26 protein-coding genes are annotated in these 23,763 nt (G+C 39.4%); 4 read left to right on the top strand and 22 right to left on the bottom strand.

What is annotated here, in order from left to right:
* Nucleotides 1-173: 173 nt before the first annotated feature.
* From alsE to ACLGGR_RS00240, 11 genes are all read right to left on the bottom strand, one after another.
* Complete coding sequence (alsE, locus tag ACLGGR_RS00290) at nucleotides 174-866, bottom strand: D-allulose 6-phosphate 3-epimerase (RefSeq protein ID WP_251215315.1); 693 nt, start codon at nucleotides 864-866, stop codon at nucleotides 174-176.
* Between the two features lie 17 nt (nucleotides 867-883).
* Nucleotides 884-2,146, bottom strand: a complete 1,263-nt coding sequence (ulaA, locus tag ACLGGR_RS00285) for a PTS ascorbate transporter subunit IIC (RefSeq protein ID WP_228279904.1) — start codon at nucleotides 2,144-2,146, stop codon at nucleotides 884-886.
* 25 nt (nucleotides 2,147-2,171) lie between these two features.
* Nucleotides 2,172-2,438, bottom strand: coding sequence for a PTS sugar transporter subunit IIB (locus ACLGGR_RS00280; RefSeq protein WP_047203175.1), 267 nt, complete (start codon nucleotides 2,436-2,438; stop codon nucleotides 2,172-2,174).
* A gap of 15 nt (nucleotides 2,439-2,453) precedes the next feature.
* A complete protein-coding gene (locus tag ACLGGR_RS00275) occupies nucleotides 2,454-4,526 on the bottom strand; it encodes a BglG family transcription antiterminator (protein ID WP_410972604.1) in 2,073 nt (690 codons plus the stop codon).
* A gap of 273 nt (nucleotides 4,527-4,799) precedes the next feature.
* Nucleotides 4,800-5,240 carry a rhs-associated protein gene (locus tag ACLGGR_RS00270; RefSeq protein WP_142944958.1) on the bottom strand — a complete coding sequence of 147 codons (441 nt, stop codon included), beginning with the start codon at nucleotides 5,238-5,240 and terminating at the stop codon, nucleotides 4,800-4,802.
* Nucleotides 5,241-5,969: 729 nt separating this feature from the next.
* Nucleotides 5,970-6,269, bottom strand: a complete 300-nt coding sequence (locus ACLGGR_RS00265; protein WP_410972278.1) for a spore coat protein — start codon at nucleotides 6,267-6,269, stop codon at nucleotides 5,970-5,972.
* A 13-nt stretch (nucleotides 6,270-6,282) separates the two neighbouring features.
* Complete coding sequence (locus tag ACLGGR_RS00260; protein WP_410972277.1) at nucleotides 6,283-6,480, bottom strand: hypothetical protein; 198 nt, start codon at nucleotides 6,478-6,480, stop codon at nucleotides 6,283-6,285.
* 19 nt (nucleotides 6,481-6,499) lie between these two features.
* Nucleotides 6,500-7,636 (bottom strand): zinc-dependent alcohol dehydrogenase, encoded by a 1,137-nt coding sequence (locus tag ACLGGR_RS00255; RefSeq protein WP_142944961.1) that lies wholly within the window; start codon nucleotides 7,634-7,636, stop codon nucleotides 6,500-6,502.
* 18 nt (nucleotides 7,637-7,654) lie between these two features.
* The gene (locus ACLGGR_RS00250; protein WP_142944962.1) at nucleotides 7,655-8,035 is read right to left on the bottom strand and encodes a spore coat protein; all 381 of its coding nucleotides are present in this window, start codon (nucleotides 8,033-8,035) and stop codon (nucleotides 7,655-7,657) included.
* Complete coding sequence (locus ACLGGR_RS00245) at nucleotides 8,032-8,298, bottom strand: spore gernimation protein GerQ (protein ID WP_142944963.1); 267 nt, start codon at nucleotides 8,296-8,298, stop codon at nucleotides 8,032-8,034. The genes ACLGGR_RS00250 and ACLGGR_RS00245 overlap by 4 nt, the downstream gene beginning before the upstream one ends.
* 549 nt (nucleotides 8,299-8,847) lie before the next feature.
* Nucleotides 8,848-9,810: a helix-turn-helix transcriptional regulator gene (locus ACLGGR_RS00240; RefSeq protein ID WP_142944964.1), complete on the bottom strand. Its 963-nt coding sequence runs from the start codon at nucleotides 9,808-9,810 to the stop codon at nucleotides 8,848-8,850.
* A 110-nt stretch (nucleotides 9,811-9,920) separates the two neighbouring features.
* On the opposite strand from ACLGGR_RS00240, the gene ACLGGR_RS00235 reads away from it, so the two are divergent.
* Entirely contained in the window at nucleotides 9,921-10,400 is a 480-nt protein-coding gene (locus ACLGGR_RS00235; RefSeq protein ID WP_410972276.1) for a GyrI-like domain-containing protein, read from the top strand.
* Nucleotides 10,401-10,421: 21 nt separating this feature from the next.
* Nucleotides 10,422-10,886, top strand: coding sequence for a phage tail protein (locus ACLGGR_RS00230; RefSeq protein WP_142944966.1), 465 nt, complete (start codon nucleotides 10,422-10,424; stop codon nucleotides 10,884-10,886).
* A 428-nt stretch (nucleotides 10,887-11,314) separates the two neighbouring features.
* Here ACLGGR_RS00230 and ACLGGR_RS00225 read toward each other — a convergent pair whose 3' ends face one another.
* From ACLGGR_RS00225 to ACLGGR_RS00200, 6 genes are all read right to left on the bottom strand, one after another.
* A complete protein-coding gene (locus tag ACLGGR_RS00225; protein WP_323650387.1) occupies nucleotides 11,315-11,734 on the bottom strand; it encodes a hypothetical protein in 420 nt (139 codons plus the stop codon).
* Between the two features lie 138 nt (nucleotides 11,735-11,872).
* On the bottom strand, nucleotides 11,873-12,235 hold the full coding sequence (locus tag ACLGGR_RS00220; RefSeq protein ID WP_410972275.1) for a hypothetical protein: 363 nt from the start codon (nucleotides 12,233-12,235) through the stop codon (nucleotides 11,873-11,875).
* Between the two features lie 132 nt (nucleotides 12,236-12,367).
* Nucleotides 12,368-12,727, bottom strand: coding sequence for a ribonuclease toxin immunity protein CdiI (gene cdiI, locus ACLGGR_RS00215; protein WP_226340878.1), 360 nt, complete (start codon nucleotides 12,725-12,727; stop codon nucleotides 12,368-12,370).
* Between the two features lie 19 nt (nucleotides 12,728-12,746).
* Entirely contained in the window at nucleotides 12,747-14,375 is a 1,629-nt protein-coding gene (locus ACLGGR_RS00210; protein ID WP_410972274.1) for a T7SS effector LXG polymorphic toxin, read from the bottom strand.
* 495 nt (nucleotides 14,376-14,870) lie between these two features.
* Complete coding sequence (locus ACLGGR_RS00205; protein ID WP_410972273.1) at nucleotides 14,871-15,344, bottom strand: GNAT family N-acetyltransferase; 474 nt, start codon at nucleotides 15,342-15,344, stop codon at nucleotides 14,871-14,873.
* A gap of 101 nt (nucleotides 15,345-15,445) precedes the next feature.
* Nucleotides 15,446-15,865: a MarR family winged helix-turn-helix transcriptional regulator gene (locus ACLGGR_RS00200; protein WP_410972603.1), complete on the bottom strand. Its 420-nt coding sequence runs from the start codon at nucleotides 15,863-15,865 to the stop codon at nucleotides 15,446-15,448.
* A gap of 170 nt (nucleotides 15,866-16,035) precedes the next feature.
* Here ACLGGR_RS00200 and ACLGGR_RS00195 point away from each other — a divergent pair, with 170 nt between their 5' ends.
* The gene (locus ACLGGR_RS00195; RefSeq protein WP_142944971.1) at nucleotides 16,036-17,556 is read left to right on the top strand and encodes an MDR family MFS transporter; all 1,521 of its coding nucleotides are present in this window, start codon (nucleotides 16,036-16,038) and stop codon (nucleotides 17,554-17,556) included.
* A gap of 41 nt (nucleotides 17,557-17,597) precedes the next feature.
* Here ACLGGR_RS00195 and ACLGGR_RS00190 read toward each other — a convergent pair whose 3' ends face one another.
* The 5 genes from ACLGGR_RS00190 to ACLGGR_RS00170 all read right to left on the bottom strand — a co-directional run bounded on the left by ACLGGR_RS00190 (nucleotide 17,598) and on the right by ACLGGR_RS00170 (nucleotide 22,194).
* Nucleotides 17,598-18,467 carry a class II fructose-bisphosphate aldolase gene (locus tag ACLGGR_RS00190; protein ID WP_410972272.1) on the bottom strand — a complete coding sequence of 290 codons (870 nt, stop codon included), beginning with the start codon at nucleotides 18,465-18,467 and terminating at the stop codon, nucleotides 17,598-17,600.
* A 2-nt stretch (nucleotides 18,468-18,469) separates the two neighbouring features.
* Nucleotides 18,470-18,928 (bottom strand): PTS sugar transporter subunit IIA, encoded by a 459-nt coding sequence (locus ACLGGR_RS00185; RefSeq protein ID WP_095408703.1) that lies wholly within the window; start codon nucleotides 18,926-18,928, stop codon nucleotides 18,470-18,472.
* A 15-nt stretch (nucleotides 18,929-18,943) separates the two neighbouring features.
* Nucleotides 18,944-20,359, bottom strand: coding sequence for a PTS fructose transporter subunit IIC (locus ACLGGR_RS00180; RefSeq protein WP_410972271.1), 1,416 nt, complete (start codon nucleotides 20,357-20,359; stop codon nucleotides 18,944-18,946).
* A 13-nt stretch (nucleotides 20,360-20,372) separates the two neighbouring features.
* Nucleotides 20,373-21,287 (bottom strand): 1-phosphofructokinase, encoded by a 915-nt coding sequence (pfkB, locus tag ACLGGR_RS00175; protein ID WP_410972270.1) that lies wholly within the window; start codon nucleotides 21,285-21,287, stop codon nucleotides 20,373-20,375.
* 130 nt (nucleotides 21,288-21,417) lie between these two features.
* Nucleotides 21,418-22,194: a MurR/RpiR family transcriptional regulator gene (locus ACLGGR_RS00170; RefSeq protein ID WP_142944976.1), complete on the bottom strand. Its 777-nt coding sequence runs from the start codon at nucleotides 22,192-22,194 to the stop codon at nucleotides 21,418-21,420.
* A 159-nt stretch (nucleotides 22,195-22,353) separates the two neighbouring features.
* On the opposite strand from ACLGGR_RS00170, the gene ACLGGR_RS00165 reads away from it, so the two are divergent.
* Nucleotides 22,354-23,760, top strand: coding sequence for a phospholipase D-like domain-containing protein (locus ACLGGR_RS00165; RefSeq protein ID WP_410972269.1), 1,407 nt, complete (start codon nucleotides 22,354-22,356; stop codon nucleotides 23,758-23,760).
* Nucleotides 23,761-23,763 lie beyond the last annotated feature (3 nt).

Raw genomic sequence — 23,763 nt, 5'->3', positions numbered from 1 at the left:
CATCATTATTTGACTAAATATTTACTAAAGATATTTGAAGGATAACATATTAGTAAAGCGCTTTCAATTATCAATTTGCAATTTTTATTTTGTTTTTGGGTAAGTTTTGGTGAGTGAATTATGTTTTAGTAAAATTTGCGTAAAAAAAGAGGATAGTTTTATCCCCTCTTTTACTAACGTGATTCAATTGAGGCTGTTTCTTTTGCAAACAATTGCTTCATTGTTTCCCAAGCGGTGTCGAGCTCTTTATGAAGTCCAAATAAACCTGAGGTGCCGATGATGTAGATTTCATTTCCAGCCTCAGCAAGCAGCCGGAACGTGCTCTCATTACAAGAACCGTCTACTTCAATTGAAAACGAGTACCCTTCGTGTTTTTTGATATCTTTCACCTGTTTAATTTTCTGAAGCATTTTTTTAATAAAAGGCTGTCCGGCAAAGCCTGGATCGATCGTCATGATCGTCACTCTGTCTATTAAATGAATAAAGGAATCTAATGCTGCAACCGGTGTGGTGGGATTTAGAACAAAGCCAACCTCACATTTTCTTTTGTGAATATGGCGGATGATTCGAAAGGCATCTTTTTGCACGACTTCTGGGTGTAAACAAATCATCGTTGCGCCTGCATCAATACATGCATCGATTAAAAATTCCTGAGGGTGTTCGGCCATTAGATGAACATCAATCGGTAAATTTGTTAGTTTCCGCAGCTGTTCAATGAAAAAGGGTGATAACGTAATATTCTTCACATAATGCCCATCCATTACGTCGACATGGTACCGGTCTGCTCTTGTGTTGAGAAGATGAATTTGTTCACGGAAGTGAGTTAAATCCATGCACATCAGTGAAGGTGAAAAAACGGCTGTCATTCTCTGGCTCCTCCTTTTTACAGCTGAAATAAAAACTTGATCATTCCAATCAAGATTCCGATGATGCCAAAGTCTGTATCTCCAAATGTTGTTCCTTCAAATCCAAGGGTTCCTAGCACAGGTAACAAACAAGCAGGTAAAAAGGAAAGAAGCAATCCATTTACAAAGGACCCAGCGACAGCACCTCTTACCCCTCCTGTTGCATTGCCATACACTCCTGCTGTAGCACCGCAAAAAAAGTGCGGGACAAGACCAGGGACAATGACAGTTAAACCAAACAAAGGTAAAAGAAAAATGGATACGATGCCTCCTGCAAAGCTGCATAAAAAACCGATAATGACCGCATTTGGCGCAAATGGAAAAACGGTTGGTGCATCAAGTGCTGGCTTTGCCCCCTTCACGAATCGATCGGCAATCCCTTTAAACGCAGGCACGATCTCGCCAATTGCCATCCGTACCCCTGCTAAAATAATGTACACACCAGCAGCAAACGTAATCGCCTGAATGAGAATGAAGACAGCGAAGTTCGTGCCCCCGCTAATTTGTTCTATAAAAGGAATTCCTGCAAACGGTGCAATCGCAAAAAACAGCAAAGCCATCGTAATTGAAATGGCAACAGAGGTATCTCTTAGAAAACCGAGCGATTTAGGGACTTGAATGGTTTCCGTTGATTTCTCTGGAGAACCAACCCATTTGCCGATCATTCCCGCAGTAAAATAACCGAAAGTACTAAAGTGTCCGAGCGCGAGATCATTGCTTCCGGTGACTTTCCTCGTAAATGGCTGAAGGATTGCGGGGGCAATGACCATAGCTGCTCCTAATATCATTGAACCAGTAGAGATGAGTAGCCACCCGTGCATGCCGGCTGTCGAGAGAACGACGGCGAGCATAGCTGCCATATACAACGTGTGGTGACCAGTCAAAAAGACGTATTTAAAGGGTGTGAATCTTGCAAGTAACAAATTGACCAGCATGCCAAAAATCATAATGAGTGCTGTCTGTGTACCGAATTCCTTTTGAGCAATGGCGGCCATAGCATCTGTATTTGGGACAACCCCTTGAATGTGAAAGGCTGCTTCAAACATCTTTCGAAAAACCCCGAGTGAATCAGAGACGACTGTAGCACCCGCCCCTAATATTAAGAAGCCCATGGTTGTTTTCAAGGTGCCTGACACAGTGTCTGCGGCTGATTTTTTCTGTAAAAGTAAACCGGCTAGTGCAAACAAACCGATGAGAATGGCAGGTGTGCCCAATATATCGTTCATGATCAGTTCTATCATGATGTGAATCCCCCTTTTTCATGACTTAAATGTGTTGACGAAGGACGTCTTTAATGGCTTTCTGGTCTAACAAATTATTTAAGCCAGCCACATTTCTTGTGCCGTCATTCAGCTGGTCAATAATATCAGCTGCTCCGATATAAAGATCTGCTTGTTCATTTTTACTTGTACTGAGATCGGTATGATCCACTTCAGCTATAAGACCTAATTCTTCTAATGCTTTTTTGACATTCATTTCTACAATAAAGCTGCTTCCTAATCCGTTTCCACACACAACAAGAATTTTTTTCATTGCCTTTTTCCTCCTTTATACTTGTGAAAATTGATCAATTAGTTCTTGAACCGATGCTAAATCTTCTGCTTCAATCAATTGTTTCGTCCGTTTCTCTTCACTTAACAGCATGGTCAGCTGTTTGAGTGCTTTCAGGTGGCTCATGCTGTCAATAGCCGCTAACACAATGACGAGCCGCACCTGCTTTTTTCCATCCTTTGAAAACGAAATGGGCTGCTTGAATGACATGAGTGCCATGCTCAAGTTGTTCACGCCGTCCTCGGGCCTTGCATGTGGGATGGCCACTTGTGGTGCAATGACAATATAAGGACCATTTTGATGAACAGACTGAATCATGGCTTCCACATAACTGGGTTTAATCGCATGTTGATCAAGTAAAGGCTGCGCCGCTTTTGTAATCGCCTCTTGCCATGTGTCTGCTGTTTGGTGGAGCTGAATGGTTTGTTCTGTTAATAAATCATTTAACACTGGGTTCCACCCTTTCTGATAGGATACATATGTGGGATGAAGCAGCTCCTGAATGTCATGAAGCAGTGCTTGTTTATTTTGTATGATGGTATGCTGCTGAATGATGTTGAATAAAGCGTTTACATGATGCTCGTCAATCTTCGCTTCTGAGCCTTTCCCGTATTGAAGTATCGTTTTTTTCTCATAGGCAGTTAAAATAGGATGAACGAGATGAACTGGTTTTCCTTTAAACGAAATAGGTGTTGTGGACACAACGAAATCTGCATCAACGGCTGCTAATTCTTCATATGCACGCTTTGATAACAGTCCGCGTACTTCAATGTAGCCGATTAATTCGAGAAGCTGAGTTTTCAGCATGTTACTTGTGCCAATTCCTTCTCCGCAGACAATGTATACAGAACGGCTTACAATGGATGAAATTCCTTCTCTTCTCATCCAGCTGCCAAAATGCATGGCGAGATATGCAATTTCATGGTCACTCAACTTTGAACAGGCCGCCTTTTCTAAATGGCACGCAACTTTCTGAGTAATTTCAAACACTTCTGGCTGTGCTTTTTTTATAGAGTCCGTCAGTTCGTTGATCATTCCAATGTGATAGATGAGCCTGTAATAAGCTGGAAGTAAATGCATTGTTAAGTTTTGCTCCAATGCTTTAGGTTCTTGAAAGGAAATACAAGCATATCTCTGAAAGTCCAATATCATTTGTCTGGCGATGGTGCGAATGAGATGTTCTTCTGGTTTTTTAATTGATGGAAGTTTTTGTTTTTTGGCACTGAGCCATAGGGTGCTAAGAAAATAGATCTCATCATCATGAACAAAGAGACTGGTCTCTTTTTGAATCTGCGCCATGAAACGAATAGCAGCCAAGCATTCATCTGTTTCCTGCAATGTTCGCTTTTCTTCGTTTGGAATGTGTACAGCATGCCCTAGCTTCATTCGCTTGAAGTAGAAAAAGAGATCCAAAGAGAGCTGATCCAGCATCTCATCTGCAAATTCAAGCTGAAGTTCTTGTTCTGACTGCTGGAGGAGATGGTGTACCCGTTTGGATGAAATAGGTCCCTTTAACCAAAACGACGGAAACGTTTTTTCGTTTTTGATCATTGTGCGAATGAAATGTATATAAGGTTTGAGTGCCAATCGAATGGCCCTTTCGTCTCCTGATATCACATAGCCGCTTGCTGATTGATAGCGGAGTGTGATCTCCTGCTTTGAAAGCGCTTCTTTTAGTTGTTTCATATCCTCAAGTAATGTATTTCGGCTCACCTTTGTCATCTTCATAAAATCATCAATTTTTAGGCAATGCTCGCTACATGCAATGGATAAAAGCAAGATAGCCCTTCGTTCTTTTACACATGGTTCATAATCTTGACCAATAAGAATGGTGTCAGCTTTTTGAATAATGACTTCTTTTTCATGAGGATTTAAATAATAGCCAAGTTGACCTTTTCGCTGCACACCACTAAGCTGATGAGTTTTCAGCCAGCTATTCATTCGTTTGATTTCAGCATAAACGGTTCGAGTCGAGACATTCATTCGATTCTGTAAATCTTCTATTGATAGATAAGATGTCGTATGAAGCAGCATAGATAGTAAAGTCGTGCCCCTTTTGGTTAAGTACAGTTGGAATTCCTCCTTTCTTCCCCTTTGGTTATAAGTCTAATCAACTCACATGCATCAAAGAAGCCCAAATGTCTTCAGCACATGCTGTGCAGCGATTGTGTGCTCTTTTCATAAGAAAAACACACCATTTGAGTGTGCTTTCAGGCTTGTATACAAAGAGTCCTTTGTCTTCTTTTAGTTGTTTAAAAGCAAAAAACCTAGAATGGTATAAAGCCAGTCAAGGTTTTTTCACTTCTTATCATCTTTTATTTTTCCTATACGTGACGCTCAAAATTATTTGTGGTTTAAACTAAATCCGAAATCCAAATAGTTTTCAAATGAAATACAAATACACCAATCACCTTCTAACGATATAAAGTAGTGGTGCTGTGGGATATCTAAAAAATAGACTAGTAACTCTTTTAAATGTTTTAATTCAAACTGGTACCCAAACTCTGTAAGGTTATCCCCTATGTAAATTACTTGTAAGTCATTAGCTAAATATTTTTCTTTTAATTCAGTTATAAATAGAAGAGCATCAGGAAGTAACGATTCATTACTTGAGCTCTTACTATGATGTTTATTGGTTTGTAACCAATTTATTTTTGAACCAGCAAAATCAAATTTTTGTTCTATTAAATCTAAATAAATTTTTGGATTTTTATGTACTTTGACATAATTAAGCAGGTCTTTTAATTCCAAATCCTTTATTAGATCTTCATCATAAGAATTCAATAAAATGAACCCCTTTATCTAAAATGTATTTATTTAACTGCCTTCGTGTCAAAATCTATAGGAATCACTGTTCAGTCATTTGTCGCATTCATCATTTCAGTGTACATTACTATTTTAGCTTGGTGCCCCGTCTCTGACAAAGCATATTCATCTTTTTGACGGAGTTATATTAAATTTTCTGCCATACCAAAACTTCATTCTTCTATATTCAATGCCAATAATAAATATAGTGCTGGGTTGAAGAATCTATTGTCATCCCTATTTTTTCATACAATTGTTGTGCTTTTATATTAGAAGTCGCTGTTTCTAAACAGATAAATCGTGCCCCTTTTCGTTTGCAAATGAAAATGCTTTTTTCACCTTGCTTTGCAACAAACAAAATAGACTCTTGTTTGCGGTATTGTTCCGCTAGAAAATGATAAGCACCTTCTACATTAGAACGCTGCTGATAAAATTGGCGATATTAATCAAACAGAACCGCAACTTGCTTTAAATCATTTTTCCGCAAGCGCTGCGGAAACGTTTTTAATTATTTCTTCGCGATTCCAATCTTCAAAGCTGCGGTACCAAGAAACAGTGAACCATTAATTGCTGCATAAAAAATTACCGCATTTATAGCGGGGTATCGGTAGTTTTCTATTGCTTTTATTGGAGCGGAAATATCCCTGACAGTGAAAATCGAATTTAAGTCAAAATGAAAGAGGCTAAGGGTCAGCCTCCTTTCATTGTTTATAGAGTTGGTAAATTTAATGCTGTATTGATATTTTGAACATCTAAATTGAATTGTTCATTCGGATTCCAAGCGTGATAGTATCCTTTTTCTGTCAAATAAGCAGAGATTTGCTCATGCATATCAATCGCCTCCACTAAATGGCGGGTTAGGATTTCTTTAACTTCAGATGTGCCTGATTCGGTAACTGCCATTGCATAATTTTTGACTCCGCTTTTTGCTGAAATCAATAAATCCATGGCAATTACTTGATCAGAGAGTGCATTCATGCCAGTTAAATTTTCAATAATTGGATTCATATTATTCATCTCCTCACTGCTGCTTTGCGTTAGATAAAATAGAAGAATATTCCTGTAATTGTCTACTGGACACATCAATGTCCTGCTGCATAATATCTTGTAGCCTTTCATCCGTAACCAGGGCTTTCAAAGTTTTGGATTTAGTTAAACAAGTGGTCTTAAATACAGCCATTTCATGGATCTCAAGAACTTCATGTAAAGCGTAATTCATACTTATAAAAACCTCCTTCTTATGGTTTCAATACGACTTTTATACAATTATCTGTTCTTGTGTCAAAAATTTCATAGCCCCGTTTGGCTTCACTGAGCGGGAGAACATGAGTCACTACATCTCCCGGATCAATTTTGCCTGTTTGAACTAATTCAAACATATATGGCATATAGTGTATCACAGGGGCTTGTCCCGTCTTGACGGTAACATTGCGGTTCATAATATCACCCATTGGGAATCCATTATATTTTCCGCCATAAACACCTGTAACTTGGATTGTCCCGCCTTTTCGAACGGCCTGTGACGCAATGATAAACGCACCAAAAGCTCCGGCATGAAGTTTGAGGCCGCTTGCAAGAAATTCCATATCAGTCATTTTTCCATCCATGCCTACCGCATCAATGACAACATCTGCTCCACCCTTTGTCATTTCTTTCAGATGCATGCCTGTATTCTCATATTTTTCAAAATTTACGATTTCCACGTTGTTCGTACGTTTGGCATGCTGCAAACGATATTCCACATAATCAACGGCAATCACACGTTTTGCACCTTTTAACCAGCAAAATTTTTGTGCAAAAAGTCCTACTGGACCGCAGCCCAGCACAATAACTGTATCTCCGTTTTTTACCCCCGCATTGTCAACAGTCCAAAATGCAGTGGTCATCGCATCAGCAATGACTGAAAGCTTTTCATCGGGTTCTTCAACCGACTCAGGAATTTTGAAATGAGTAAAGTTAGCAAAAGGCACCCGCAAATATTCTGCCTGCCCTCCTGGATGACCGCCAGTTATTCCTGCATATCCGAAATATCCTCCCATATCACCGTTTTCATTGGAATTATCACATTGGCTCTCCAAATGGTTTTGGCAGTAAAAGCATTCACCACATGCAATGTTAAATGGAATAATTACACGGTCACCTTTTTTCAGCTTCGTAACTTCTGGTCCTACTTCTTCAACGATTCCCATTGGCTCATGACCAATGACATAGTTTTCCTGCAGATTAGGAATCATCCCATGTATTAGATGTAAATCGGAACCACAGATAGCTGTACTGGTTACTTTAATGATCATGTCATCAGGCTTTTGAATCTTTGGGTCTTCAACTTCCTTCACTTCAACGTTTTTAATGCCTTGATACGTTACAGCCTTCATTCTATACAGCCTCCTTGGTTATTGTTTATCAGAATGTTCATCAGGTGTCTGGGCAAACAAACCTTTTCTATTAGTCTCCACAGGGAATAGATTCATTTTGCCAATCATGACCGTATTATTGGCAGAGAGCTGATCTAGTTTATACTGTTCACTTAGTTCGTATGGATGGAACCACTTTTTATTAATCATCAGTTCTGTAATTTCCTGATGCATCGCAATCCCCTGCATTAGCTGATCCCGCAAAAGAGCCCTAACATCAGGTGATGCGGATTCGGTTAATGCCACAGCAATATTCCGAACCCCTTCTTTTGCACGAAGAAGGAGATCCATAGCAAAAGTGGTATCTGCAAGCTCAGGTACATGTATGGAGTTTATTGGGTCTAAATAGTCATTGTTCAATTTATATGCACTCCTTTCATGTTTACTGTTGGTGTTGGGCGGTTTTCAGGAACAGGAGCTTCAAATGGTGCTCGTTTATAGACTTCCTGTAACTGTCCAAGCGCTTGTATCGATTGTTCAACATCTTTTTTCATTAAATTTCTCAAATCATCATCAAAAACCAGTCCTTGCATTAATTTCGATTTCGCTACACAAAGTGTCTTAAAATTAATGACTTCATGTAAGTCCAAGGACTCATGGGCAGCTAATTTTTGATTATCCATTCAATTCACCCTCCGTGTATTCAAATTAAATCAATGGTATTATGCCGAAAAAAATAATTTTTCATACTCTCAGAAATACAATGATGGAAGAAGATTAATCATCTGTGGTTGAAAATAGTGTAGAGACTTTATATAGTTCAATGTTTGTCCATAAATTAGAGGTTTTACAAAAAGGGGGATTAAAGTTCCTTATGCTGGGGTTATTGGTCAGTGTACGTAAGTTCGTGTCTGTATTGTTAAAACCAGCCGCTTCTACTTATGGCTGTTCAATGTAAAAATAGATGTAGTTGTGCCAATGAAAAAGGTCAGTTTCCTATAAAGAAAACTAACCTCAAGAATTTGATTTATTAAATGTAACTTTCTTTGTTATGATTGAACAAAAAAGCAAATTCATTGCAGGAATAAAAAACAACTATTCACCCAATGAATGTTCATACAGCTATTCAGATAACAAAACGGCACCTCTCCATAAAATTTATCAAAAAACCCTCATTTACTTATGGTACAGCTCACCGTCATGTATCTATCATGAGGTCTAACCAGCATTGATTATGGACAATATAGGAGTAGTCTCTCTTGTAAACCTTCCATGATTTCTACCGGCATTTCCCTGACCTTGATATCCTCACCTAGGAAAAATATCCAATTTGTTATTTCGGTTATTTCTTCTGAATGATTAACATTGATAAAAGTCTTTAGAATGGCTGTAGTTTGGTAAGGATTCGTATAAGAAATTGACATTCTTAAAGGATGGTATTTTTTGAACTGTGCAATTGCCTTTGGACCAAGTTCAAGGACAAGATTGATTACTTCCTCCTGCTTACTTAGCTTTTCTAAAATCTTTTTCCTACTTAATCGATTATTTGTAGAGCATGGTTCTACATCTGTGAGATTGTCGACAGGCAAAATCCGTTTCTTCTCTTCCTTTAAATCAAAGCCTTCAATCAGCCATAGGCTTTTTTCACGATAAAGGTTCAAGAGGTAAATAGGATAGGACTTTATCACTTTCTCCTCTCTAATGGTGATCAGTACATATCGATCCGAAATAAGCAGTTGGATTAATTTTTCTAACATGGGATGAGGGAGATCTGATAAATCAAGCAGGTCAGGATTATTCGGGTTGGTCCCTTCAAATAGCAAGAGGCGATTTAAAAGAACAAGGTCATCTTGCTGGGTTTCTGAGATGAGTCCTAGTAATTTTTCAGCTAAAGACTGGCGACTCTTTAAATAAGGGAGTTGTTGGTTTCTCGTGGCCATAAAGGCAATAAAAAGAGCTTTAATCTCATTATCGGTAAAACGAACAGTTGGCAGGACAGAATTGTTCATCACAAAATATCCCCCGTCCCTTCCGACTTCTGCGACAAGCGGCATCCCCATAGCTTCAATTTCTCTGATGTCTCTAATTGCTGTCGAACGAGAGATATTAAATTCTCTCATGATTTCAGAAATTGTAAAGTTGGCGCGGTTGTTAATATACCGCATGATGGTATTAATCCGTTCAACTTTTTTCATCTGCTCCCCCTAAACAGTATCATTTTTTGACATGGTTTAAGCCTATTATATACCTATCAAGTGAAAAGAAAGAATCATTTGATTCATTTTTTGAAGAGGATGTGTAGAATATGACAGATTATATACTAGAAGAAAAAGACAGCTTTAACGTGTTAGGTATTGGAACTGAACTTAAGAGTCATTACACAGACTATGCGGGCATAACGAAGGAAAAAGCAGACTTTTGGCAAGCAGTCAATCAAGAAGGAAAGCTTGACACATTAAAAGCCATTGCCACAAATGACTATATTTTTATCGTAAACGAAGCGGTAAATAACAAGCTGATGCATTATGTCGGGGTCATGACAGAGGAATATCTATCAGAAGCAGACAGAGTGATTCAATTCCCTAAAGGGGAATATCTAATCGTTAAAGGGGAAGCTAAAACCGCTGATGAATTGCATCAAACGCTTACTGGTATTGCATTTGGTCAAGTCTTGCCTGAAGCAAAGAATTTCGCCTATGTCGGTGGACCAAATGCAGTAGTAGAGATGGGGCAGCGAAATGACTTATTACTTGGTGAGATGTGGATTCCTGTTGTACGGAAATAAGAAGGAAATGGAGGGATAGAAATGGCTTATATCGTTGATTTTAAAAATGTGTCTACGATTGGTTTAGAGTCTTCACCTGTAGCAGAAGCACTTGCTGGCTTACGAGCGAATGAGGCTCGTTACTTTATGAACAAATATAAGCATGAATTGACAGTATTGCCTGCTAGCGAAAGTCAGGAGACCCTTGATTATGTGAACCGAGTGCTAAAAGAAGAACGTGAACTAGAGTTTGCAGCCAAACCTTTAGAAACGGCAAGTTTTCAAGTGGAAAATATCAAATGGACCTACGTCTTTTATGAGGATGGTCTTGCAATTAACGTCCTGTATACAGTGGATGACCCGAAAAAACGCGCTGTTGGTTTTAAGCTTTCTGAAGGGATGGAAGTACCAAAGGAATTAGAAGGAAAATTTAAATTTGCTAGGCAGAAGTCTAAACTAGCTGGAACGATTCGTGGATCATTTTTTAAAATTAAAGGGGAATATTGAACTCGAATTTGTGAAAGTGATTGAACAAATAAATTAAAATTCTTTCCCCCTTCTAAACAGAGCAGCATTCTCTATGCATTATTAGAGGATGTTTTTCTGTTTATTGTACCAACTTCATTTTCTTATGAAAAAGTTCGCCGTTAAAGTGGCTTGTCAGTTATTTTTTTATATAAATGTCCTGCTATTTTACTTTTTCAAAGGAATTTCTGATCTAAATTCAAAGAAAATGATGTAAAGTATCCCCCCCTCATTCAAAAAACACTCACTATAAAAGCTGGTTTTGCTTGTCTATATCATACGATGATCCTCTTAGGTAAAAAGGTCCCCTTTTTGTCGGTTTTTTCTCAGTTTGAAGTTCAATAACACAAAAAACCTTGAAAGGCATTAAGCCAATCAAGGTTTTTTTGCGTAATCTCATTAAAAACGAACTAATTTGAATGCATTTTTGAAAGAAAGTCTTGAAGAACTACTTTTACTGGTGAATTCGCAGTGGTAGCCACTACATGATTTACACGTTCTAAAATTTGGGGATGCTTCAAAATCAATTTCTTGCTTTCTTCAATTGGGAAACTTCTCAATGTATCAATACAAATCTCAAATAATTCTTTATCATTAGTATTTAACAAACCTATTAAAATATTTAACTCATATTCATTGCACTCATTATCCAGACAGTAAGCAATTTTACGCTGCCACTCTATTGGTTTATTAAGCACCTGATTTGATAGTTCTTCCCAGTCGTTGAGGCTAAATTCAGAGAGTATCTCACTAGCAATCAAACACCCGTCATCATACCATGAATCTACTGTTGTATCAGCAGATAAAAGATTATCTAATTCTTTAAACATATTGAGTCCCCTAATTATGAAATTACTCTGAGAACACATTCGAGTACCTACAGCCCCAAAAATTGATCATTGATCATAAATGAATAAAACTGAAGAAACTAGCGATGTAAATTTGTTAGTAATTAAGAATCTACTATTTCATTTCCACCAGTTGGATGTAATTTCTTTCAAATGAAATTCTATAAAATCAATCACTTTGGTATAGTCTTCCGAGCTGAATTCCTGAATAGGATTGTCCCAATCTGTATTTTTAACTATTAGAACAAGATAGTTACCATCAGAAGATAAATCGGGATACCACCCTAAATCCAATGTTATTGATGATTTCTCATGATAAAGTTGTAATAAACTTTCAGTGAACATAAACCATCTATCATCTTCTGTTTCTAACTTTTTAGGGTCAATTTCTCTAAAATTATTATAACATACAATCCAACCTTCAGTTATTCTTAAAGGATGAATGTTGAATACAGGGACTTCAAGTTTTATATTCCTTCTCATTATTCTCCAACTTATCCATAAATTTTATAGTAATTTAAGTCCTAATTTATTATTTAGATTAATTATATTGTCTTTAATCATTCTACTAATTTCAATACTTAGTTGCTCAACTATTTTCAGAGGTTGCTTTTGTCAATTGGCCAATCTATATTTTTCAAATACCTTCCTTAACACCTCGCTAATAGTTTTCTTATCCTGAGGATACTCTGTAATGTACGTGTTACAGGCTTGCTCAAGATAATAGTAGAATGTTTGATAATCAACAATAACCTCATCATCATGAAGTGCAAATAGTACTCCATGAAAGGGTTCCTCGTCGGGTTCCAAATCATTTGGAAATGTGCAATCAACATCGTTAATTCCATAACCTACTCCCGTAGATAAATGCTGAACAATATTTACAAAGCTATCATCAGTGATGGCATTGAAAAAAGCCACCACAGGAAAGTGTTCATCTCTTAACATTTGAGTTTCTAAAATTTTTTTTAACATACTATCTGAATCCTCCCACCTATAATTCAGGATAAAACGAGGTCACTGTCCCATCCTTATCTGTATAACCTCTCCATTTTATACCTTGTCCATCGTAACCTTCCCATTCTCTCCCTAAAACACCTTTTGAAGAAGCATTATTTACAGCTTCTTTTCCTCGTTTAATAAAATCTTCATCAGAAATTAACTTAGGATCATAAACAGTTTTATCAAATGGCTTTGCTTTCCATCCAATTTTTTGACCTGTTTTAGCATCTAAAGAAGGAACTTGGTAAGTTATTTTTTCCACTCCTGGCAAAGCATCATGCTTCTTAACATTTAATATATTTACATCATTTTTCATAAATTCATCTTTGTTATGCGCCCCACCAATTCCTCTTCTCCTTGGAACATTGGGATCAACTTTTCTTATATGATCTTCTAAGCTAGATGAGAACTTAACTTTTTCCCTACCCGTAATTCCCATCTTCCCCCGAAACCCTTTCGCCCCAAACGGTAAAAGCATTCCTAGCGCCGCATTCATACTCGCTTCCTGCTGTTCTTTCGAGATCTTATTTCCAAACATGTCTCGGCCTGTAATCGCTTCGCTGAAACCGTTAGTTGCAGTGAGGCCATATAAGCCTTTTTGAGATATTTTTAAGGCGCCAAAAGACTTTTGTGATGTCTTGTAAATGTCGACTGCTCTGACTGCGGCTGATGTGGCTTGAGTCGTTTTATAGACGGCTTTTCCGCCTTTGAAAATGCGTCCTGCCCAGCCGACAATTGGGATGTAGCCTGCCGCTGCCATGCCGCCTGCGGCGACGCGCTGGCCTGCGGTGAGTTCCTCGCCTGTGATTGGATCAATACCCGTTGCGGCGCGTTTTGCATCATTCACACCCGTTAGTTCATTGACAATATTTCCACCATAATCGAGCACTTTTTCATACCAAGAACGGTTGGCGAGGGCTTCTTGTTCCTTTGCGATCTTGCGGGCTTCTTCTTGTTCTTTTTTGATTTTCAGATATTCAGAAGTTTGCTTTTCAATATCACTTTTTGCCTTGTAGATTTCGCTATTTTGATACGCTTTCTTATCAAAATTCATAGGTGAAATCGCTTTTCCGTCATTTGTCGCATTTATCATTTCTGCGTACAATGCCATTGTAGCTTGCTGCTCCGTCTCTGACAAAGCATATTCATCTTTTAAATTTTGATCAAGCTCTCTCAGATCTTTGACCGTCTTTTTTCGTTCATCTTCCGCATCTTCTATTTTTTCATCAAAGGTTTGGCTATCAAATACCTCTAGGGAAATGAGGTCATCAATGTCTTGAAAAATCGTTTTGAGTGCCTTTTTTTGATCCTTTACAATGCTTTTGGCATTCTTGATGCCCATATGTACTGCGTTGTCTAAAAAGTGTTCTTCTACAAAGGTATCGCCGCCAAAGCTCGTATCATCAAGTGTCCCAGAAACACCTTCATGAAAGGCTTTTTGCTTATCAATGAAGCTGATAAACATGTCTACATTTCCAGCCAGCTCTTGATAAAAGCTTTTAATGTTATCGGCACCTTTCCCAGTGAAATCATCACCGAGATTGGCAACACCTTGTAATGTCTTTTTTAAATCTACCATTTGTTCGCGGAGTTCCTGATAGTGTGTTGCCCTTGTATCCATGGCACTGGTTAGTGCTTTTGCATCAAGTATCTTACCCAGAAGAAGTCACTCCTTCCTATTCATTGACAAGGTCAATTTTACCAACACAAGGAATGTCATGAAATAGGAATAAAGATACAAAAACAACTTTTATTTGATCAGAGAAAGGTGCGTTTCTTCAAAAAACGGACACCAATCAAGGCATTTAAAGTGCTCAATGATCAGCGTCCGCAGGTTCTTCTTTCTGGACAACATATTCGGTTCATTTTTCTTGTCTATTATACGATGATCAACATAAAAAAGCAGTTCTTATTCAGGATGTATTTATTGACGCAGTAATGGCTGAGTCGTGTAACGGAAAGCGCCACCAAAGCTTCTTGTTATTTTAAAATCAACATATTCTACCCTAAAAATTATCAAGACCTAAATTGAAAAAATTAAAGGGTATAACATATTTTATATGATTATACCCTTCCTTCTTAAACTAACGCACCTGTTAGCATAACAAGAAAATGATTATTTTATTTTTTTTAGCATTTTAAAATTATCCAACTTAACCCCCTTTTTTTCCACAGTTTGTGAACAAACAATTTTATAACCTAGATGTTCAAAAAATGGCTTAGCTGTAATACTTGCTTCGGTATCAATTTCTAAAAGATTTAGTTTCTTTGCCTCAGATTCGAGCATATCAACTAAAGCTGTGGCTATACCTTGTCCTTGATAATCTTTATGAACGAATAGTCTATCTAAGTACCCGGTATGCGTTAAATCGCTAAAACCAACAACTTTATCATGAACTTTAGCAACAAATGTTATATTTTGACCCAATGATTCCTTCCAAGAATTAATTTTATATTCTTTTTCATCTCTTGGTGCCCAAGCATCCAATTGTACTTGGGAATAATCTTTTGAATTTACGGAATGAACTGTTTCATAAAACAATGAAATAATCTCTTTTGTATCAGTATCCTTAAACTTTATAATCTCCACTTTCTGTTATACCTCCCCTTATTCGGATAAGCATCCTATGTTGTTATTCACAATGAGAACTTCTTGCACCCTCATAACACATCTCTCCTAAGTGGGCTTTCTTACGATTTAGCCTTAAGCAATTGCAGCTCTTGTTCCATTATTTCAGCTGCTTCTGAAATGAATTGGATGATTAAATCTAATTCTTCTGGTTTGTATTCGTTTGTGAGCTGTTTGGTTGATGCTGATAAGGATTGGAAGAGTTCTTTTACCTGTGATTTCCCTGCTGTTAGTGGGACAATGATGACTCTTCGTTTGTCCTTTGGGTCTTTTTCTCTTTTGGCGTAGCCCGCTTTTTCAAGCCGGTCAATGAGAGCTGTGACTGCACCTGAGCTAAGGCCTGTTTTTTCACTTAATTCCCCCGCTGTGAGGGGGCCGAGTTCGTTTAATAGATCGGCTGATTTGAGATCTGTTGGAAAAAGGCCGAGCGATTGAGCGGCCGCTTGGTGGAATAAAACGGTTCGTGTGGCGAGGCGCCTCATTGTATGTATGATCTGGGCTGCTCTGTCTTCTGCCTCGTTCTTTATTGACAACTTGTTCTCCTCCCTTTAAAATCAATTTATCTTGATCATCAAGATAAATGTTCTCTTACTTTATGGTTAAGTTGATCATAGCAAAAATAATGAGAGAACGTAAGCAGGAGGTAAATGAAATGAATCATGTGGATAAAGGCAAGGCATCCACTCGCTTTGTTGTCATCGGTTTGCTGTTAGGGATTTTTATGGCAGCGATGGACAATACCATTGTTGCAACAGCGATGGGAAGCATCGTAGCAGATTTGGGCAGTTTTGATAAATTTGCTTGGGTGACGGCTTCTTATATGGTGGCAGTGATGGCCGGAATGCCGATTTACGGAAAGCTTTCTGATATGTATGGTCGAAAGCGTTTTTTTCTGTTTGGACTTATTTTCTTTTTAATTGGATCAGCGCTGTGCGGTATCGCACAAACGATGGATCAGCTCATTATTTACCGAGCCATTCAAGGGCTTGGAGGCGGTGCACTTCTACCGATCGCATTCACGATTATCTTTGACATCTTTCCGCCTGAAAAGCGCGGAAAAATGTCTGGTATGTTTGGAGCAGTCTTTGGTTTATCTAGTGTACTCGGACCGCTTTTAGGTGCTATTATTACGGATTCGATCGGCTGGCATTGGGTTTTCTATATTAACGTGCCAATCGGTATTGTCAGTGTCTTCTTGATCGCCAGGTACTATCAGGAGTCGCTTGAACATCGTAAGCAGAAAATCGACTGGTCAGGTGCCATTACACTTGTCGTTGCGGTTGTCAGCTTAATGTTCGCGCTTGAGCTTGGCGGTAAATCTTATGCTTGGGATTCGGTGCAAATCCTCACACTTTTTGCTGTGTTTCTTGTGTTCGGTACGATCTTCTTTATTGTTGAGCGTAAGGCTGAGGAGCCGATTATCTCATTTTGGATGTTTAAAAATCGATTATTTGCTACATCTCAAATTTTGGCGTTTTTATATGGCGGGACATTTATTATCCTTGCTGTCTTTATTCCTATTTTTGTTCAGGCGGTGTACGGTGAATCTGCGACAAGTGCAGGGTTTATTTTAACACCGATGATGATTGGATCAGTCATTGGCAGTATGATTGGCGGAACGATGCAGACGAAAGTGCCTTTCAGACGTCTGATGACCATCTCTGTCATTTCATTTTTCGCTGGGATGCTGCTGCTTGCCAATATGTCACCAGATACAGCAAGACTGTGGCTCACACTCTTTATGATGATATCAGGCTTTGGCGTCGGGTTCAGCTTCTCCCTTCTGCCGTCAGCTTCAATGAATGATCTTGAGCCGCGCTACCGAGGCAGTGCAAACTCGACCAATTCATTTATGAGATCACTTGGGATGACGTTAGGTGTCACGATTTTCGGGACGATTCAAACCAATGTGCTGACAAATCGTTTAGCAGATTCCTTTAGCGGAATGAAAGGAGCCCCTTCTCAAGTAGGCGATCCACAGGCTATTTTCCAAGAAGGTGCCCGCTCACAAATTCCGCCTGATATTTTAAATAAAGTCATCGATGCGATGTCACAAAGTATTACGTACGTATTTTTGCTTGCATTATTCCCGATTGCACTTGCAGCGATTACGGTCGTATTTATGGGAAATGCACGGGTACGCACATCTAATGAAATGAAAGAAAACGAATAAAGTGAAAAAGCAGAGCGATAGCGGCTCTGCTTTTTTTCGTCTCATTGATATAATGGATGGGCTTTGCCCTCACTGCCAACGATTCGTATTTTCGATTGGACCATGTCTTTTGCTGCTTGTTTTGCTTTTTGTAAATACATACGCGGATCTAAACTTTCAGGTTCGTTTGAGAAATGATCACGTATCGCCTCGGAATATGCATTTTTCAGTTCAGTTGAGACATTCACCTTTGCCATACCAAGTGCAACACATCGCTTGACATCTTCATCTGGTACAGCGGAACCACCGTGCAGGACAAGTGGTACATCAACAAGCGCTGCAATTTGTTCAATGCGGGCAAAGTCAATATCCGGCACTCCTTTATAAATGCCATGGGCAGTACCAATGGCAGGCGCTAAAGTAGGTACCCCAGTTTCTTCTACAAATTGACGGCATTCTGATGGAACGGCTTTTTCGGCATCCTTTTCATCGACGACGATATCATCTTCTACGCCGCCTACCTTGCCTAGCTCTGCTTCGACATTCACACCTACTTTTAATGCAAGATTCACGACTTCTTTTGTGCGGCGTACATTTTCTTCATATGAATGCATGGATGCATCGATCATAACGGATGTATATCCGGCCCGGATACAGGTGAGAATCACATCAAAGTCCGTGCAATGATCCAGGTGAAGACCGATTGGGATTTGATATTGATCAGCCGCCGCCTTCACTGTATCTGCAATCGCTTTTGCTCCAAGAGATTGGACTGTTCCAACCGTTGTTTGCAAAATCACAGGTGACTTTAATTCTGCGGCAGTTTCGAGCACCCAATAGATACTGTCAAAGGAGTGCACATTGAATGCCACAATTCCGTATTTTTCTTTTTTCGCAGCCTCAAGCATCGGTGTTGTTGAAAGTAAAGGCATGATCAAACATCCTCTCTAGTTAAAATATCCGTTTCTAATACAGCAAGCATGTCTTCATTTGTTCTTGTTTCCAGCAGTTTTTGTCGTTTCGCTTCATCCATTAAACCTCGTGAAAGGGCAGAAAGAGCCTTTAAATGAGTGGTTCCTGCTTCGTTTTTGGGGATCAGTAAGGATAGGAAGAAAAAGCAAGGCTTCCCATCAAAAGCGTCCCATTCAATTCCTGTTTCCGTGCGGACGATCACAAGTGCTGGTTTCGTGATGGCTTCTGTTTGTGTATGCGGAATGGCAAATCCATCTTGAAATCCGGTTGTACTAAGTGCTTCTCTTTCCGCTAAGCCTTTTTTGACATCCTCTGGTGAGGTGCAAATACCTGCTTTGTAGGCAATGTCAGCAATGGCTGCGAAAACACCAGCCTGTGAAGAAGCTGTTTCGTGAAGATTCATATAGATATGTTCCATTATTTCTCTTCCTCCCTCTTAAACTGCGGGTTTGTCTATTTTTTTACGATAAAGTCCGTATAGTATCGCACCTACAAGTGATCCGATTAGTATGGAAAGCACCCATTGGAATGCGCCTGTGACGACTGGAAGGACAAGGAACCCGCCATGCGGAGCTGGAACCTGTACGCCAAAGAGATACGTTAATATAGCAGAGATGGCCGAGCCAAACATGATAATTGGCAGGACAACGACTGGGTTTTTTGCCGCAAATGGGATGGCTCCTTCTGTAATATGTGTCGCCCCCAGAATATAGTTGATTGCCCCTGCATTTCGTTCTTGTGGCGTGAAATGTTTTCGGAAAATGGTTGTAGCAATCGCAATGATAAGCGGTGGTGTGATACATGCCGCTGACACACCTGCCATGAAGTAAAGGTTACCTTCTGCAAGTAAAGCCGTTCCAGTGACATAGGCTGCTTTGTTAAAAGGTCCTCCCATATCAAATCCACACATTGCTCCAACAATTAAGCCTAAAAGCAAAGGATTTGTGGATTGTACAGATGAGAGAAAATCCATTAAGGAATTATTTAGCCCTGTGATTGGGACTAACAGCGGGGTCATGACAGCCCCGATTAAGAAAATACCGATCACGGGATAGATGAAGATCGATTTTAATCCATCAAGTGAAGCTGGTAGTTTTTGAAGCAAGAATTGAAGCAATAAAATGATATATCCTGCTGCAAAACCTGCGATAATACCGCCTAAGAAACCAGCACCTCCATCATTTGCAAGGAGACCCCCTATAAATCCAACGACCATCCCTGGGCGTCTAGCGATCGAATCAGCGATAAATGCTGCTAAAATTGGCACCATTAAGCTAAAGCCAAGTCCGCCAATGCTTTTCAAGTAGGCAGCAAACGGATGATACGTTTCGTGCTGAGGATCAGCAGAGTAGATTCCGAATAAGAAAGAAAGGGCAATTAAGACACCGCCTCCAACAACAAATGGCAGCATGTGTGATACACCGTTCATTAAGTGTTTATAGATGGTGTGTATCCATTTATTTGCCGACTTTTGTTGAGAGGATGAAGGAGCAGATGGTTTCTCTGTTCCAGAAGCTCTTCCTTTCACTTGATGAACGGGAGCATCTCCATTTATAACGCTCTGAATCAGCTCGGCCGGCGTGCGAATGCCTTTGGCTACAGGCACTTCAATGAGTGGTTTGCCGTGAAAACGGTCTGTATGCACATCTTTATCGGCTGCCACAATGACCCCATCTGCTTCCATAATGTCTTGATCTGTTAAAGCGTTTTCAATTCCTACTTGACCATGCGTTTCGACTTTAATGTCGACCCCTAGTTGCTCAGCAGCGATTTTTAATGCTTCAGCTGCCATGAATGTGTGTGCAATCCCTGTTGGACAGCCGGTTGCAGCGACAATTTTTTTACGGCTCATGTGTTATTCCCCCTTATATCTTCTGAATGTGTACTTGCTCAATCAATGAATCAATATCATGTAAATCACTTAAGCCTTTCGAAAAAGCAGTGGATGCTCCAGTTGCAATGCCGTAGCGTAAGCACTCTTCAGGTGAGTGTCCTTCAAGGTGTTTACTAAGAAAAGCTGCGAGCATCGCATCTCCAGAACAAGCTGTGTTTACGACAGTGCCTGTCGGTGCGTTTCCTTTAAACACTGCGTCCTTTGTAATGAACAATGCCCCTTCTCCCCCGCGGGAAATAAGCACTTGCTCTGCACCCATCTCAATGAGCTTCTCTCCTGATTGAATGAGTTCTTTTTCTGACAAAGGATGTGTTTTGCTGAAAAAAGCAGCAATTTCTTCTTCATTCGGTTTTAATAAATACGGCTTGTATTGAAGCGTCTCAAGAACTGCTGCTGAGCTTGTGTCTAAAATGAACTTGACCTTCTGTTGATGGCAAATAGCTGCTACTTCTGAAAAAATGCTGGCAGGAACACCTTTTGGCAGACTGCCTGACATGATAAGAATGCCTCCTTGCGGGATAGCCGCAATTTTCTCACGAAAGGCGTGAAGCGCTTTTTCTTCAATCGCAGGGCCCTGGTTCACGAGCTTGTATTCTTCTGTCGTATTGATAAAAACATTAATGCGTGTAATTCCTTCAACCGAGATAAAATCGGTCTGAATAGAGAGATCCTTTAAAGATTGTTCAATATAAGAGCCTGAAAACCCAGCGATAAATCCTAATGCAGTGCTGGTGAAGCCATATTTCTTTAGCATAATCGACACGTTCACGCCTTTTCCATTTGGCTGATAATCTTCATCTTCTGTACGATTGACTGCATTTGCCCGCATTTCTTTTAATGCAATATATAGGTCAATAGCAGGATTTAAGGTGCAGGTATAAATCAATTGGTTTCACCTTCTTTCTTTTCTCTAAAGAAAGTATCTCATACGATTCGGTGAAAATGTTTTCAGAATGTGTAAAGGTTTTCATGAGAAAAAGCCTTCCAGATCAAAGTCTCGAAGGCTTTCTTATTGGTTATTTCATTCGGATCACATAGGCATCGAGTAAAATGCGGGCAATGACATGAAGAGACAGGCGGGATCTGACTTCATAATCTGGGAAGAAAGATTGTTCCCCTTTATATCCGACTAGTGTCATATCTGATATTTTGCTTAATGTAGAATCTATTCTTGTCGTGACTGTAATGGTTGTCACTTGCTTCATGCTGAGGTTTTGACACGCTTCAACTAGCTCAGCTGTTTCGCCATTTAATGAAACAAAGATGGCAAGCTCACTTTTTTGAATGTCTCTCGATTTCAGCCGAATGATATTCGGATCGTCGTGTACTTCACATGTTTTTCCGATGAGCTGTAATTTGATGGTCATCTCTTTGGCGATCATCTCTGAGAAGCCTCTGCCGAAAATATAAATTTTGTCTGCATTATGTATTTTTTGAACGGCATCTTCAATTTGCCCAATGCTTTGCAGCTGTATCGTTTTTAAAACCTCTTCTTCATTTTTCCGAATCGCTAGTTTGATGTCTTCATCAATATTTTTGAGTTGGTCACTTGCATCTGTCATTTTCTTTTCTTGTTTCAATCGATATTTAAAGGATGTATAGCCGTTATAGCCAATTTTTTTCATCAGTCTGACAATCGTGGCAGTCGATACATTGGCTCTTTCGCTTAAAGTGACAATGGATAAGGTGGAGATATCCTCTAAATGCTGGTGAATATAATTGAGTAAATAACGTTCTGTTTCACTTAACGTTTGATATACATCACTTGGGATGTTAAATAATGATTCATTCAATTCGATTCCCCCTTATTCATTTCATACTATAATTAAATGCCCAATAAAAACAAGATGATTCTTTTGTCATGTATTTAGAAGAAAGGCGAAAATGAGTGAAATTTTATTTTTGACATAAACTAAGGAAAAGTTGTGTCTATGTGAAAGGAGGTGATCCGTATGCTTCATCTTTTGTTTTATCTGATCCTTCTCTATGTCGTTTATGTCTTTTTGACCGCATTTGTTTTGTTTTATTTGCCGATACAAAAAACATGCAAAGAACATTGTATCTATAAAGCCTCTTCGATCTCAGGCGACGATCAGGGCACAAATCAAGTGATGCTTCTGGACGATGGATTTGAGTCTGGTCAGGCAAGAATCCAAATGATTCGTGAGGCAAAGAGGATGATCCGCCTTAGTTATTATTCCATTCAAAAGGGAAAAACAGCCGAATGGGTACTAGGTGCTTTAATTGAAGCTGCTGATCGAGGAGTGAAAGTTCAGCTGCTTTTAGACGGCATCTGCCACAGTTTGCGTGGACCGCTGAAGCATTTACGATATGCCGTGGCAAATCATCCGAACATGGCCATTCGTTTTTATGAGCCCTTTCGGTTATTTAAGCCATGGACGTGGCATAACCGCCTTCATGATAAGCTGCTGCTAGCAGATGGCCGAGTGGCTATCATGGGCGGAAGAAATATCGGTGATAAATACTTTGCAGATCAGCCGCCGAAAGACTTTGCATTTGACCGCGATGTGCTACTCTATAACGACAAAAAAGGAAAAGTATTAGATGAAATGGAGCAATATTTCGTTTATTTATGGAATCATGACTTTACGAAAAGAACAAAAGCCGTGTTCTCCAAGCAAAAAGCAAAAAAAGGCTTAAAACTAAGAAAGAAACTGCTTAGATCCTATCGGGAGGCAGTGCATGCGAAAGAACCTTTTGTGATGTCCTCCTTTCATTGGGCAGCAGATGGCACCTCAGTGAAACAGATTGCATTTTTTACAAATCCTGTGGAGCGTTTCAATAAGCGTCCTCTTGTGCTGAAAAAACTAAACGATCTTGCTCACCGGGCAAAGCGTTCTGTGCTCATACAGACGCCTTATGTCATCCCGACACGCCCAATGAAAGACGGTCTCACTCCCTTAGCTAGCGGGATTCAAACGACAGTTGTCACGAATTCTCTTACAGCGACGCCAAATCCGTTAGCTTTTGCAGGTTACTTAAGCACGAAAAAGGAACTGATGAAAACAGGCGTTCATTTGTACGAATATGAAGGTCCGTATTCCATTCATGCGAAATCGATGGTCATTGATGATTATTTAAGTATTATCGGAACATATAATTTAGATGCGAGGTCTAGTTTTTTAAATACAGAGTCGATTTTGGTCATTGATAGTGCCCCGTTTGCGCTATCACTTACTCAGGCAATTGAACGTAAAATCGCCTATAGTATTCTCGTCGCGAAGGACAAAGAAGCCTATAAAACGAGTGCCTATGGGCAGAAAAAAAAGCCTTTAGTGAAAAGGCTCCTTTTAAATGGTTTATCCGCGATCACCGTTCTATGGCGTCGATTGATCTAGAGG

The sequence above is a fragment of the Bacillus sp. BD48 genome, from assembly GCF_046566805.1.
Taxonomy (GTDB): domain Bacteria; phylum Bacillota; class Bacilli; order Bacillales; family Bacillaceae; genus Bacillus; species Bacillus safensis.
This window is presented reverse-complemented; position numbering and strand designations above follow the sequence as displayed.

Coding starts and splice junctions, on each gene's coding strand:
- alsE (WP_251215315.1), bottom strand. CDS start 866: ATGACAGCCGTTTTTTCACCTTCACTGATGTGCATGGATTTAACTCAC.
- ulaA (WP_228279904.1), bottom strand. CDS start 2,146: ATGATAGAACTGATCATGAACGATATATTGGGCACACCTGCCATTCTC.
- ACLGGR_RS00280 (WP_047203175.1), bottom strand. CDS start 2,438: ATGAAAAAAATTCTTGTTGTGTGTGGAAACGGATTAGGAAGCAGCTTT.
- ACLGGR_RS00265 (WP_410972278.1), bottom strand. CDS start 6,269: ATGAATCCAATTATTGAAAATTTAACTGGCATGAATGCACTCTCTGAT.
- ACLGGR_RS00260 (WP_410972277.1), bottom strand. CDS start 6,480: ATGAATTACGCTTTACATGAAGTTCTTGAGATCCATGAAATGGCTGTA.
- ACLGGR_RS00255 (WP_142944961.1), bottom strand. CDS start 7,636: ATGAAGGCTGTAACGTATCAAGGCATTAAAAACGTTGAAGTGAAGGAA.
- ACLGGR_RS00245 (WP_142944963.1), bottom strand. CDS start 8,298: ATGGATAATCAAAAATTAGCTGCCCATGAGTCCTTGGACTTACATGAA.
- ACLGGR_RS00240 (WP_142944964.1), bottom strand. CDS start 9,810: ATGAAAAAAGTTGAACGGATTAATACCATCATGCGGTATATTAACAAC.
- ACLGGR_RS00235 (WP_410972276.1), top strand. CDS start 9,921: ATGACAGATTATATACTAGAAGAAAAAGACAGCTTTAACGTGTTAGGT.
- ACLGGR_RS00230 (WP_142944966.1), top strand. CDS start 10,422: ATGGCTTATATCGTTGATTTTAAAAATGTGTCTACGATTGGTTTAGAG.
- ACLGGR_RS00225 (WP_323650387.1), bottom strand. CDS start 11,734: ATGTTTAAAGAATTAGATAATCTTTTATCTGCTGATACAACAGTAGAT.
- ACLGGR_RS00220 (WP_410972275.1), bottom strand. CDS start 12,235: ATGAGAAGGAATATAAAACTTGAAGTCCCTGTATTCAACATTCATCCT.
- cdiI (WP_226340878.1), bottom strand. CDS start 12,727: ATGTTAAAAAAAATTTTAGAAACTCAAATGTTAAGAGATGAACACTTT.
- ACLGGR_RS00210 (WP_410972274.1), bottom strand. CDS start 14,375: ATGGATACAAGGGCAACACACTATCAGGAACTCCGCGAACAAATGGTA.
- ACLGGR_RS00200 (WP_410972603.1), bottom strand. CDS start 15,865: ATGAGGCGCCTCGCCACACGAACCGTTTTATTCCACCAAGCGGCCGCT.
- ACLGGR_RS00195 (WP_142944971.1), top strand. CDS start 16,036: ATGAATCATGTGGATAAAGGCAAGGCATCCACTCGCTTTGTTGTCATC.
- ACLGGR_RS00190 (WP_410972272.1), bottom strand. CDS start 18,467: ATGCCTTTACTTTCAACAACACCGATGCTTGAGGCTGCGAAAAAAGAA.
- ACLGGR_RS00180 (WP_410972271.1), bottom strand. CDS start 20,359: ATGAGCCGTAAAAAAATTGTCGCTGCAACCGGCTGTCCAACAGGGATT.
- ACLGGR_RS00165 (WP_410972269.1), top strand. CDS start 22,354: ATGCTTCATCTTTTGTTTTATCTGATCCTTCTCTATGTCGTTTATGTC.